Origin of the sequence: Reichenbachiella sp. (assembly GCF_039944555.1) — a bacterium.
Taxonomy (GTDB): Bacteria; Bacteroidota; Bacteroidia; order Cytophagales; family Cyclobacteriaceae; genus Reichenbachiella.
Genome location: NZ_JBDUYN010000014.1, coordinates 39,519 through 52,650 on the forward strand (window position 1 = coordinate 39,519; position 13,132 = coordinate 52,650).

Below are 13,132 nucleotides of genomic sequence, written 5' to 3' on the forward strand. Positions count from 1 at the left end.
ATATGAGCGACCCTATTAAACACGAGTGCGGGATAGCGCACCTCCGTTTGAGAAAACCCCTTCAATATTATATTGACAAGTACAACACGCCCCTCTACGGCGCCAATAAGCTTTTGCTCTTAATGAAGAAGATGCAGAACAGAGGTCAGGATGGAGCAGGTATAGCCAATATCAAGCTGGGGCTTGAACCTGGATACAGATACATCAGTCGCTATCGGTCGATTGATACCAACTCATTGGAAAGGATTTTTGACAAAGTAGGCAAGAAATTTGGGAAGGCCCTGAAAGAAGGAGGGCAAGAAAAATTTCATGATGAGGAGTGGCTGAAAAAAAATTACGGATTTACCGGAGAGGTCTGGCTAGGCCACCTGAGATACGGTACGCACGGCAAAAACAGTATAGAGAGCTGTCACCCATTTTTACGCCAGAACAACTGGAGGAGTAAAAACTTGGTCGTGGCAGGAAACTTCAATATGACCAATGTAGATGAGCTCTTTGACATTCTAATTGGTTTGGGTCAGAACCCAAAGGAAAAAACTGATACAGTGACCGTGATGGAAAAAATAGGTCACTTTCTCGATGAGGAAAATCAAGAGATTTTTGATAGGCATAAGTTTAAGTTTTCCAACAAGGAGATTACAAAAAAAATTGAAGAAGAACTTTCGGTCATCAATATTCTGAAAAAGTCTTGTCGTGATTTTGATGGAGGATATGCGATGGCTGGGCTGATTGGGCATGGTGCTTCTTTTGTTGCACGTGACCCTGCAGGCATTCGTCCTGCCTATTACTATGCCGATGATGAGGTTGTCATAGTAGCCTCAGAAAAGCCAGCGATTAAGACAGCAACCAATTGCGCCTACGATGAAATCAAGGAGATTACTCCCGGCCATGCGCTGATTATTCAGCAGGATGGATCCTACAAAGAGGAGCAGTTTATTGAAATGCTTCCAAAGAAGTCATGCAGTTTCGAGAGAATATATTTTTCTCGTAGTTCTGATCCGGATATCTACAGAGAAAGAAAAAAATTAGGCGAATTATTGGTGCCCAAGGTCCTTCAATCCGTCAATTTTGACCTGAAAAACACCATCTTTTCATTTATTCCTAATACGGCAGAAACGTCCTTTTTGGGTCTGATGAGTGGCTTGGATGAGTATCTGATTGAAAAACGAAAGGAAATCATCATTGAAGGTAAACCACATACAGGGGATATTGAGGATGTACTTTCCTTTAGGCCTCGTGTAGAAAAGATGGTGATCAAAGATGCGAAACTCAGGACGTTTATTGCAGATGATGCCTCACGTGATGAACTGGTTGCAAACGTATATGATACAACGTACGAAGTGGTGAACAAGGGCGTAGACAATCTGGTTATTATTGATGATTCTATTGTTCGGGGAACCACGCTTGAAAAGAGTATTCTGACTTTACTCGATCGCTTAGAACCTAAGAAAGTCGTGATTGTATCTTCGGCACCGCAGATAAGATTTCCTGATTGCTATGGTATAGACATGAGTAAGATGAAAGACTTTGTTGCTTTCCGTGCAGTGCTTGAATTGCTGGAAGAGCACGATAAATCATATTTGCTGGAGGAAGTTCTTGGTAAATGCGAAGAAGCCATTGGAAATGCCTCTGCACCGAATTATGTTCAGGAATTGTATGATCCTTTTACAGCAGATCAGATATCCGCAAAGATTACAGAAATAGTAAGACCTGAGGGTATGAAAGCAGAGTTGGAAGTGATTTTTCAATCAGTTGATAACCTGCACAAAGCCTGCCCGGATCATGAGGGGGATTGGTACTTTACAGGTAATTTCCCAACTACTGGTGGAAATAGGGTAGTAAATAAGGCATTCGTCAACTACATGAAGGGAGTAACCGTCAGAGCTTATTAAGAGGTACAATTGTATTCCTTAAAGTATATTCTCTGCTGAGTGCTTCCATTTTCTTATCAAAGGCATGTCGGTAGTAAAGGGGCATTTCATCGGAGGCACTAAAGAATTTCTGATATTTCTCAACAAGATGTGGGTAATGTTTTTTGATTGCCCACATAACCAGAGGTTTGCTATCGGCTCTGTTAGTTCCATACAGCGCAAGGGTTGCGGGTAGTATATAATCAACACCAATTTGTTTAAACGTACTGAAAAACAAATCGAGTTGCTCACTTGTATCTGAGATATAGGGCAACAGGGGCATCAGACTGACTCCAGTGGTCAGTCCGGAAGTCTTGATCTCTGACATAGCTTTTAATCTCACAGACGGAGGAGTAGCTCCCGGTTCAAATATGTTGGCTACGTCATCTTGTAGGGTTGAAAATGAAAAGGAGATAATTGTACCGCCTTTCAATTTACCTTTTAAATCATCAGGAAGGATGGCCTCATTATTTATTTCTTGAAGGAGGTCAATATCCCTAGTAATAAGATTCGACCTGGTAATCATGTGAACTGGAAACTGATGCTCAAGAATTACTTCTAATAATCCGTGAGTGAGTTTTTGTTCGGCTTCGATCTTCAAGTAGGGGTCCGTAGCCGAAGAGATTACAATAATTCCATACTGATTCTTTTTAGCTCTTAAAGTGAGTTGTTTTTTTAATAATTCGACAGCGTTAGTTTTTATCGACAGCGAATTTTCCATCTGAGTGCCATACTTGCTTCCCCGGATATAACAAAAGAGGCAATTGAAAGAGCAGGCACTGTATGGATTGATCGTGTACTCATCAAGGAACCAAGGGTCTCTTCGTCTGGTCTTATTCAATATGGTTTTGGCCTCAATGAATTTTGGCATAGTCGCCCCGTTTTAAACCGATTTTTACTTTTGTTCTAAACCACTGACCCACCATACGCTTATCCTCTATTTGATTGGCATATCTGGCAATGATGTCAGGGTGAAACTTAGCGGTGGTTTTTGCAGCCCAACCTATTCCGGTTTTAATATGATGATGCTTAGCCGTTCCCAGAGAAAGTAATAGTAAAAATGCTTGCTCTGCATTTTTACTATCTAGGCCTTTTTTGATAGCATAATGAGTTCCAGTGCCAATAGCACGGACCACCCAATGACTTTTGTGATTTCGCATCTGATCAAACCGAGCTAACGTTTTTTTCGGGTTGTTCAGCAGGGACCATCCATAGACACGCTCTCCAATGATGTCTGTTACATACCATTCTTCACCAGCTACCATATACTCGGCAGCTTTGTCTAATGATTGCTCAAAGTGACCTTGAAGTCGTTTTTGTAGCAGAATTCCAAGGAGTACGTTTCCACCTATGGTTCTTAGACTTGAAATCCGGTCACAGATCATAATATGTAGGCTCTCGGGAATAGCTGCATACATTTCAGTAGCACAATATTCCAATAATGGAAATTTGACCTTGGCCTTTAAAATTCGACTATCCAGAATTTTCACAAATTTTTCAGGATTTTCAGAGTCATAAATGGCAAGACAGCTGTTCAATTCGTCTTTGATCACTCCTTTCTTGGTGATGGTTTTCATATTATAGGCTAAATCTAGAAATTCTATGCGAAACTAATCAAGCGTACTGACAGCCCTATGTCAGTAAGTTTTGGGTTGAATTTATTCAACCCTCTTTTTTGCCTCATGCTACGGCATTGTGCACGATGACCTAATGCTATTGCTGTTGTAGGTTGCGACAGCGGAATATGATCATTAATACTTAAAGCTGAGGCACAACAAAGAAAGTACCCATCTGGAAGGGATTATTTAGAACGAGTGGCGGCTGATTTAAAGAAGCAAAAAATGAAATTACCACTCAATGGTAACCATCAAATTAGGCGCAAAGCCTAATGCTCTTCTGTCAATAAATCTAGGTGGTGGTGGATTGCCTCTGAAAGCCCTGTCAATCAAATTGTTCCGATCGTAAACGTTGATGACTGAGAGACCAAAAGAGGCAGACCAAGGTCTTTTATCCGTGCAGGGAATTTTGTAAGAGGCCGATAAGTCCAGGGAATGAATATTTGGATACCTCTCGGGTAGGTCTGCAAAAGGGTCTGGGGCTTGAGGGCTTCCTGGCGCTCTATTTGCTTGTGCGCGTTCGTAAATGACCTGAGCAAAAGCTATTTCGAGGGATTTGGCATTCAGGCCAGATCCAAATTTCCAAGTAGCTGAAAATTTCCATCGATCCTTTTGATAGGCAGTACCTATATAGGCCGTGTGTGGTTGTACGTATTTGGATTTATAGGTTGTGAGATTGGTAGTGTCCAGTGTAATCTTTGAATTACTGTAGGAATAGCCTGCCCAGACAGAAGTGTATTCGCCCACTCCCTTTTTTAGATAGGTATCAATACCATATATTAAATCGTCAGCCGTAAAATAGCCGGACGCATCATTGAATCTTCTGTCTTCATAATACGTCACTCCATTTGCAGTTTTATAATAACCTTCAATATCTAAGAGCCAGCTGTTGCTATTGATCATGAACCCTGCCATATATTGCTCACCAGAAATGATATTTCCATTCATTTCTCCCGCCAGCATCCAAAGCTCATTATCAAACCCCCCGTTTCCAAATTCTAAATTTTTCACTTGACTTAAAAATTGATGATACAATCCTGCAGTTGCTTTTAAGTTGAGCCAGGAAGTAGCGCTGAAGTTAGCAGCTAGTCTTGGAGACCATTGGAATGAGCTTTTTGGACTGTAGTAAGTGCCCCTTAGTCCTAATTGCAAAAACCAGTTCTCAAAACCTAACCATTCAATATTGGCATACGGTGAGAAAGTATGTGCACGTTGAATACTCGCAAATTCTATAGGTGGTTCGTTAAGTTGTATTAAATTTTTATAATTGAGTCCGGTAGACTGCCATTTGTAATCCAAACCTAACTGAATGCCATGAGTATTCACGCCAGAATTCGCTATCTCAAATCTCGAATTGTAATCAGTTAAATCGTTTACAGCAAAAAAAGTTATCGTTGGCGCTTCGGAATTATTGTTATAACCATACTTGCTGTAAGTATTGATAAGAGTGGAAGACCAGGACTCGTTTATCTGATACTCCCATTCGGTGTTGATGCCAAAGTTTTCGAAATCTGTACTTTCAATGTCATTGGCTAATGCAACCGGAGATTTATAACGTAGATTCGTATTACTGTAAATTCCTGAAACTGAAATTTTATGTTTTGTATGCGGATTGACAATGAGTTTGACGTGATAATCTTGGAAGGTCACGTCAGGATAGGCCAGAATATTCCCTTCATCGTCAGCCAGGCCAGTTGCAGCATAAACTGATTCAGAGATGGCATTCAGCTTTGGCGACTTTACCGCAGTAGGATAAGAGTGTCTTGCACCTAAGGTTAGACCAATTTTGTTATTGGCAATCGGAGTTTTACCATAGACCATTGCATACAAGGTATTCATGCCCACGCCGTACTGAGGTTTGTTTATCACTTCTGTGTCAGAATTAACAAATATGGCTCCACCAACACGACCACCCATCCGTGGGTGGTATCCGCTCCTATATACTTCGACATGGTCTACCACCTTTGGGTTATAGGGAGAAATAGTACCATAATAATGCCCTCTGTGATAGATAGGGATATTGTCAAATAAAATTAAGGACTGATCTACTGAGGTGCCTCTGATGAACAAATTGCCAGGTCTGCCATCTGGAGTGGCGATGCCTGGTAAAGCTGCCAGCGAAGCAAAAATATCTCCATCAGTTTCACCAGGTAATAAGGGCAGGTTCTTTAAGTCAATCGTAATTTTCTGACTCGTGGGGTCCATGTTGATGCCCTTGGTAATGTAATCTTCAATCAACACATCATTCAATAGATAGGTCTGAGTCATTAATTGTAAGGAGAGGTCTTTTTTACTGATGAGCTGATCCACCGGCATTAAGCGCTTTGCATATCCAGGTGCATAGGCGATGATAGTATCAGACAAGGAGGGCTTGTAAGAAAACAGTGCTTTATCATTGGCTATCTCGATATCAATTGGGTTAGAGTTGATCAAAACAAAGAACGGCGGCTTTATGGCGGAGGACTCTAATGAGTCCGTCAGAGTAAGCGAATATTGACTTTCGATAACCGCTACTGTATAGTAGTCCTTACTGATTTTCAAAACCTGGATGGGGAGAGAGGTTTCCGCCAGGCTGATAAATGCTTCCAAGGATTGAGTCCTCTCAAAATCCCCTAAAATACGTTCTATTAGCGAGGGGTCATATGAAAATTTGATATCGAGCTCACTTTCATAGTGATGAAGTGCCTTTTGAAAAGAACTCATTTGTTGTGCCTTCAATAGACCAATCCCTGTACACAACAATGTGATTAAAAATAAATATCGCATGTTCAATTTTTCTCAGCTTATTCCGACAAATATAGGGTATTGTCCTCAAGGCGGTAGGTGATTCCCAGGGTAGGGAAGATGATTTTCAGTGACTGGCTTAAATTGTCTTTGGGAATGGAGCCAGTAAACCTTCTCGCCAGATTGATGCTGCCAATCTCTATAGTTAAGCCATAATTGGACGCCAACTCGTCAATCACTAGTTTCAAAGGCGCATTATCAAAAGTGATATGATCTTTGATCCATTCCGGATAGTCAATGTTGAATAATTTTTTTGGATTCCATATACCTTCGAAAAACAAACTGGACTCTCCTTTACTCAATTCTATGGTTTTGTTGTCTTTAGAAGTCGCTCGAACACGGCCTTCATAGCAAACGGCATGTAGCGCCTGTTCGATTTGATGTACAACGAATCGGGTACCAAGTACGGATACAGTTCCTTCCTGTGTGACTACATCAAAACTACCTTTTTCAGGAACTTCTATGTAGGCCTTTCCCTTTAGTGAGATTCTTCTTTTTCCTTTTCGCCAGTCACTCTTTTTCCAACTCACTTCTGAATTGGCACTCAATATTATAGTAGAGGTCCCATCTGGAAGGTCAATCGATTTGGTTTCTCCAAAGGCGGTTTGATGTTCGATCATGGATAGTGATTGCCAGAGTGACTGTCCTACAAAAATGGCTAAGACTATTGCTGCGGCTACAGAAGCATATTTCCAACTAACGAGTTTGATCACTTTTCCCTCTTTTTTGCTGTTCAGTACTTCTTGAGGGTCAAATATTTGCGTGTCGGTATCAGGAATCCATTCATCCACCTCTCCGATAATCTGTTGGTACTTTAGGAATTCATCATCAGACAGGTGCTTTTTTGCTTCTTCTGCAGAAATATCTCCATTCAGCCACTGAGCAAGTATCGCATCCTTATCGGTATGATTATTTTCCATGATATTTTAGTTTCTCTAATGGTACGACGGTCAAATCTTAATTTACCCTACCTAGATTGAAAAATGATTTAGTTCGTCCAGATCAGCCTTAATGGATTTTAATGAAGAAGTAATATGTTTTTCGACTGTCTTTACAGAAATCCCCAATGCATCGGCAATTTCCTGATTTTTCATTTTATCGATTCTACTCATTAAAAAAACAGCCCGTTGCTTTTCGGGAAGGTTGGATACTACGGTTTCCAACTGCCCCTTAAATTCATCGACCTGATAGAGAAATTCCGGATTGGTTTCAGACTGAGCTTCTCTGGTATCGCTTCTTCTTTCAAATTTAAGTATCACCTTTTGGTGCGCTGTGTCGTCAAGAAAGATCCGATTGGCAGTAGTGAATAAAAAACTTTTGGCTTTGTCGAAGGCTACCTTGCTGCAATTGTTCCAAAGCCTAACAAAGGCCTCTTGAGCACAGTCTTTTGCTTTTTCGAGACTTCCAAATCGATAAAACAGGAAGTTTCTAAGAGATGTAGCATGCGTTTGATGCAAAGTAGTAAATGCCTGTTCTTCACAAACAGAAAGCTTATCCATAATTTAGCTAACAAGTGGTTTTCAAATATAATCAGCTTAACACAGAGGTGAATAAATTAGGCATAAATTTTGAATGATTTGAAATAAAGACTTATACGAAAGTGGGGTAAATGAGAGTTGAACCGTAGTATATATAGAAAGCAAATCGTACTTGCATATGAAAAAGATAACTTATGGACTGTTGATTGGTTTGATGGTAACAACCGGACAAACCATTGCGTCGAACGACTTTGGAAATGAATTCCACATCAATGGAACTGTTCAGGCCACGGATTTACTTATTGATATATACCCAAACCCGACTTCGAAATATCTTAACGTTAAACAACTACAGTTTGACGGCAGTATTTCCCAATTAGAGGTTTTTGATTTATCAGGTCACACGGTCTATTATGTCAATGAAAAATTCACGCAGCTTTCTATTTATGTGGGTACCTGGAAAAAAGGAGTTTACGTGGTTTTCTTTAGACAAGGAGATAAAGAAATTACGCATAAAATAGTAGTACAGTAGTTATAGATGATTTGATGAGTAGGACCAGTCTGCCGGTAGGATTTGCTGTGAGAAATAAGTTTTCCGGCAGCTGGTTTACTTCTTGAATCTTAAAAAGTTAATATTTCATTTCGTAGTCTCGAACCAGGCTCTTCTCGTTTATTGAATTAATACATACAATGATTAATTTTGAATAGATGAAAGATGCCGTCAATTTTGTTGTTTTTTTTCTCTTCTTATATTCCTGTAACTCACCCTATGAGAAAGAAACTGTTGAAGTACGATGGTGGACGAATACGGATAAACAACTCATCATTTCAGAACTCAAGAGAACTACCGCCGAATTGAAAAAAGAAATTGATGGATTGACTGATGCTCAATGGAACTTCAAAGAAGATGACACTCGCTGGTCAATAGCTGAGATAGTAGAGCATTTGGAAATGCAAAATCAGTTACACTATAGGGAAATATCTGTCACAGTTAATGGTCCTCGAATGCTTGAACTGAGGCAAATTACAAGAGGAAAGGACGATTATTTTTCAAAATATGCCACAGATGCAACCAAAGGTATTGCGCAATGGTATCTTGAACCTTTGGGTAGATTCTGCTCACAACAAGAAGGTAAAAAGGCATTTTTTAGAGCCAGAGGAGAACTGACCAAGTTTGTAGAACAAACTGATATTGATTTGAGAAAGCAATTCACCTATCGAACACCCGTGGACGGAAAATCAATTGAAGATCTGAAAATTGGTCAGGTTCGAGATTTGCACCAACTGCTGCTAACAGGAATCGCACACACAGATCGGCATTTGACGCAGATCAGGGTAATCAAAAAGGACACTAACTATCCGAATTAAAGGAGTATGCGAGAATCTATTGTCCGTTCGGAATGGTTAAAGAAAAACCTTGATGATCCTAATTTAATTATTCTTGATGCCAGTCCAGCGGGGAATCAAGCAGGGCTAACAGCAACATTTGATGGAGTAGGTATACCGGGAACCAGGATTTTTGACTTAAAAAATTCATTTAGTGATCCCGAAACTGACTTGCCACATATGCTTCCGTCCATAAGACAATTTGAGCGAGAGTGTAGAAAGTTGGGCATCAATAATTCTAGTAAAATCATCGTTTATGATCATCTAGGTATATATACTAGTCCGAGAGTTTGGTGGATGTTTCGCGCCATGGGACATGAGCAAATAGCGATTCTGGATGGAGGACTTCCAGCCTGGATAGCGGAAGAATATGAAACTGAATCTTTTAAAAACAAGGCATTCGTCCCTGGAGATTTTAGCGCCAATTTTAGCATGAGGTCAGTGAAAAGCCTGACAGATATAGCCAAGAATCTGCATACTAAAGACTCAATTTTGATAGATGCCAGATCTCAAGAAAGATTTAATGGGCTAGCGCCTGAACCTAGAAAGGGTTTAGGAAGTGGGCATATTCCAAAATCAATTAACATCCCATATGAAACGGTTTTGAGAAATGGCAAGTACAAATCAAAAACCGAGTTAACCGCACTTTTTGAAGAACATGACTTAGGAGTTCGGCCACTGATTTTCTCTTGTGGTTCCGGTGTTACGGCGTGTATTGTACTCTTAGCATCCGAACAGGTCATCAAGAATACAAAGTCAGTATTCGATGGTTCCTGGACTCAGTGGGCTTCTACAGAAGGGTTACCCATCGACAAGTAGGCCCGGCAGTACTTGCCACCGGGCCATTGCCTGTTTCATTCAACCCTCAATGAATCTATGGGGTTCACTTTTGATGCTCGCATCGAATGATAGCCAATGACTAACACTGCAATAATTAAGGTAGCTGCAGCACTTAACAAAAAAGGAGTTGCATTGATATCTACACGATAGGCGAAATTTTCTAACCACTGATTGATCAGACTAACTGTAAGGGGTATTGAAAGTGTGATTGCAATTAACAACTGCAAAGCAAAACCTTTGACCAAGAGGCTGAAAATAGCAAAAGGCGATGCACCCATCACTTTTCGAATACCAATCTCTTTTATTTTGCTGTTGGCTACCAGCATAATGAGTCCGAATAGTCCCAGGCCAGCAATGAGCATAGACAGTACAGTAGCAATCACAATCAATTTATTGAGGCGAGCCTCACTTTCATATTGAGATCGTATTTTTTCATCTACGAATTCATAATTCCAGGCTTCGTTGGGAAAAGTAGTCTCCCATTCTTTTTGGAGAATTTCAACTGCCCCATGTAAATTGGATCCTGTATAAGTGAAAACAATCTTTGGCCTCGGGGAGTCGGTAATGTCTACATCAGACACTCCCTGAAAAACTAGCATCGGGTTCTGAACAATAATCAAAGGCTCTACTTGGGTGTGAAGAGAAGAGTAATGAAAATCTTTGACCACGCCTATGATTTGATGCTCTCCAAATTCAGCTCCTGGTAATTTGCCACCTACTGGATTTTCTAAACCGAGGTATTCTACAGCGGTTTCGTTCAGCACTACCGATTGACGTTGATCTAATCCGTTATCCCTTTCAAATGTTCTGCCTTCGAGTGTTTCAATATTAAAACTAGGCAGGTATTCAGAATCGACCACCAGCAGTCGAAACCACTTGAAATCGCCATTTTTATCATTAAAAGCCGCGTGTACCCAGCCATTGGTTCCAAAAACATGGCTGCCCATGGCTATCTCTGATATCTCAGGATATTTTTCTAATTGTGATTTCAGCAATTCTCCGTTCGCCATGCCTGAGTTGAGGGCATCGCGCATACCACGGCTATCAGAGGCTATTGGAAGTTGGGCAGATACTGTTGCGTTATATTCATAGCCAAGATCTTTGTCCATCAGATAGTTGATTTGTTGGCGCATGATCAAAACGGTGCTGATTAGAAATACAGCCACTAGAAACTGTAATATCACAAGGCCTTTTCTTGCTGCTAGTTTGCCTGTTGATTGATTGCTGCCATTGAGTATGTGAATAGTTTTAAAAGCCGATATGATTAGGGCCGGATAGGATCCGGCAATTAAACCAATGAACAAACCAATCAATAAATAGATTCCTATGTGCAACCATTCAAATTGAAAGAAAATCTCAGTACCTGTTAGGGCATTGAATGTTGGAATTAAGAAAAATGTAAGTGTAACACCAATACCCATTGCAATGACAGCTAACACCAAACTTTCGCTTAAATATTGGTATACCAGTGTCCTTCTGGCGGCACCAAGTACTTTGCGCATGCCAACCTCTTTCGAACGCCTAAGTGATTGTCCAGCAGACAAAGTAGTATAGTTCACGCAGGCCATCACAAGTACGAGTAACCCGATTGCTCCGAGTATCATAACATATTGAGGATTGCTTACCGGCGCATACCCAAGTGGTATATTCGGGTTCAAATGAATGTCAGTCAAAGGCTGAAATCCAATATTGTATTGATCTCGTTGCATCTCTTTATTGCCATAGGTGGCGTCACCCATCTGTGCCATAACCACATCTTGCATTTTGGCATCAACTGAAGAAATTTGTGTGTTTTTATGGAACAAGACATAGGTCTCTGCAATCACATGAAACCAACCAGTAAAAGTACGTTCACTGAATATTCGACGACTGTTTTCTGTAGATATAGCCAGATCAAATTGGATACTGGACTCTTTAGGAATATCTTCAAAAATGGCTGTGACGGTATAGTCTCTGGCCAGAGAATCGATATGAACTGCTAATGTTTTGCCTAGCGGATCGATGTCCCCAAAATATTTTTTAGCATACGATTGAGAGATGATCAAATCGTCCCGAGATGGGAGAGGGTTGTTCTTGTCTCCTCTCGGAAAAGTGAAATCAAAGACTTCGAAGAAATCCGGGCTAATAACTGCTACTTTCTCCTCTATGCGGTTTTCGGTCCGACCGATCAGAAAGTGGTTTTCAAGATATTGAACGACGCGTTCGACTTCCGGAAAGTTATCTTCCAGAAGGGCTTCGAAGCGCAACGGCGTATGAGAATTGAAAAACTCCCGACCATCTCCGTAGTCTTCTTTGAGCCAGGTTCGGTAAATCTGATCTTTCTTCGAATGATGTTGGTCATAACTGACTTCCTGCTTTACATACAGGCCCAAGAGTAAAAAGCAAGTGATGCCCAGCGTGAGACCGAGTAAATTGATGGCACTGTTGAATTTGTCTCTCCACAGCACTCGGATGGCGATTTTTAAATTATTTCTAGTCATGGTAAAAAATGAGTTTTTGAGTTTTTGATTTTGTTTTAATGCTGAAAGACGAAATGAGCGAAACACCAACCAGATATACAGATATTTGGCCTTGGTTGGATGGCCTCCGTTGCATTGCTGTTCAAAGATTTCATAGAGATCACCTTGTAAGTCCTCAAGTAAATCGGGAGCACAGAACCAGGCTAAAAATCGATCGGCCCATCGGGGCGGTTGTCTATTCATTATACTCCGGCAAAAGCCAGTTTAGGCATTTTGTTATAAAGCGACAGTCGCAATTCCATTGTGTCGTCCAGTACTTTTCTTCCAACTTGCGTCAATACAAAAAAGCGCTTTCTTCTACCGCCTCGTTCGGTCGTAGCTCCTCCCATTTCGGATTTTGTAAATCCTTTTTTTTCCAATCTGCGAAGAACAGAGTGGACGGCAGTTACATCCATTTGTCGATTGGTGTTCTTTTTGATTTCTTCAAGAATAGCTACCGCATAAGCTTCTTCGTAGAGAGAGCCTATAGTTAGCAAAACCAATTCTTCCAGTTCGCCCAAATGTTCACCTTTCATAGTTCTGTTTGTAGTTTGTTGTACAAGTATACAACAAATGCCAATAATTAGTTGTGTTTTTGTACAAGTAATCGTTTAGAAGCT

General features: G+C 40.6%; 11 protein-coding genes. 4 read left to right on the forward strand and 7 right to left on the reverse strand.

All coding sequences use genetic code 11. From position 1 onward, the window contains the following. Window positions 1-2: 2 nt before the first annotated feature. Window positions 3-1,892 (forward strand): amidophosphoribosyltransferase, encoded by a 1,890-nt coding sequence (locus ABJD64_RS21130; protein ID WP_348176306.1) that lies wholly within the window; start codon window positions 3-5, stop codon window positions 1,890-1,892. Here the strand turns inward: ABJD64_RS21130 and ABJD64_RS21135 are convergent. From ABJD64_RS21135 to ABJD64_RS21155, 5 genes are all read right to left on the reverse strand, one after another. Continuing rightward, complete coding sequence (locus ABJD64_RS21135) at window positions 1,879-2,781, reverse strand: radical SAM protein (RefSeq protein WP_348176309.1); 903 nt, start codon at window positions 2,779-2,781, stop codon at window positions 1,879-1,881. The genes ABJD64_RS21130 and ABJD64_RS21135 overlap by 14 nt on opposite strands. Further along, window positions 2,765-3,487, reverse strand: a complete 723-nt coding sequence (locus tag ABJD64_RS21140; protein WP_348176311.1) for a DNA alkylation repair protein — start codon at window positions 3,485-3,487, stop codon at window positions 2,765-2,767. The genes ABJD64_RS21135 and ABJD64_RS21140 overlap by 17 nt, the downstream gene beginning before the upstream one ends. Window positions 3,488-3,757: 270 nt before the next feature. Then, complete coding sequence (locus tag ABJD64_RS21145; protein WP_348176314.1) at window positions 3,758-6,292, reverse strand: TonB-dependent receptor plug domain-containing protein; 2,535 nt, start codon at window positions 6,290-6,292, stop codon at window positions 3,758-3,760. Between the two features lie 17 nt (window positions 6,293-6,309). Continuing rightward, the gene (locus ABJD64_RS21150; protein WP_348176316.1) at window positions 6,310-7,230 is read right to left on the reverse strand and encodes a FecR domain-containing protein; all 921 of its coding nucleotides are present in this window, start codon (window positions 7,228-7,230) and stop codon (window positions 6,310-6,312) included. A 51-nt stretch (window positions 7,231-7,281) separates the two neighbouring features. Next, window positions 7,282-7,809, reverse strand: coding sequence for a sigma-70 family RNA polymerase sigma factor (locus ABJD64_RS21155; RefSeq protein WP_348176319.1), 528 nt, complete (start codon window positions 7,807-7,809; stop codon window positions 7,282-7,284). A gap of 157 nt (window positions 7,810-7,966) precedes the next feature. Here ABJD64_RS21155 and ABJD64_RS21160 point away from each other — a divergent pair, with 157 nt between their 5' ends. From ABJD64_RS21160 to ABJD64_RS21170, 3 genes are all read left to right on the forward strand, one after another. Next, a complete protein-coding gene (locus ABJD64_RS21160) occupies window positions 7,967-8,320 on the forward strand; it encodes a T9SS type A sorting domain-containing protein (RefSeq protein ID WP_348176322.1) in 354 nt (117 codons plus the stop codon). A gap of 176 nt (window positions 8,321-8,496) precedes the next feature. Next, window positions 8,497-9,156 (forward strand): DinB family protein, encoded by a 660-nt coding sequence (locus ABJD64_RS21165; RefSeq protein WP_348176325.1) that lies wholly within the window; start codon window positions 8,497-8,499, stop codon window positions 9,154-9,156. A 6-nt stretch (window positions 9,157-9,162) separates the two neighbouring features. Further along, window positions 9,163-9,993: a sulfurtransferase gene (locus ABJD64_RS21170; RefSeq protein ID WP_348176328.1), complete on the forward strand. Its 831-nt coding sequence runs from the start codon at window positions 9,163-9,165 to the stop codon at window positions 9,991-9,993. Window positions 9,994-10,028: 35 nt separating this feature from the next. Here ABJD64_RS21170 and ABJD64_RS21175 read toward each other — a convergent pair whose 3' ends face one another. Further along, on the reverse strand, window positions 10,029-12,716 hold the full coding sequence (locus tag ABJD64_RS21175; protein ID WP_348176331.1) for an ABC transporter permease: 2,688 nt from the start codon (window positions 12,714-12,716) through the stop codon (window positions 10,029-10,031). After that, window positions 12,716-13,048, reverse strand: coding sequence for a helix-turn-helix transcriptional regulator (locus tag ABJD64_RS21180; protein ID WP_348176333.1), 333 nt, complete (start codon window positions 13,046-13,048; stop codon window positions 12,716-12,718). Before ABJD64_RS21180 ends, ABJD64_RS21175 begins: the two co-directional genes overlap by 1 nt. Window positions 13,049-13,132: the final 84 nt, after the last annotated feature.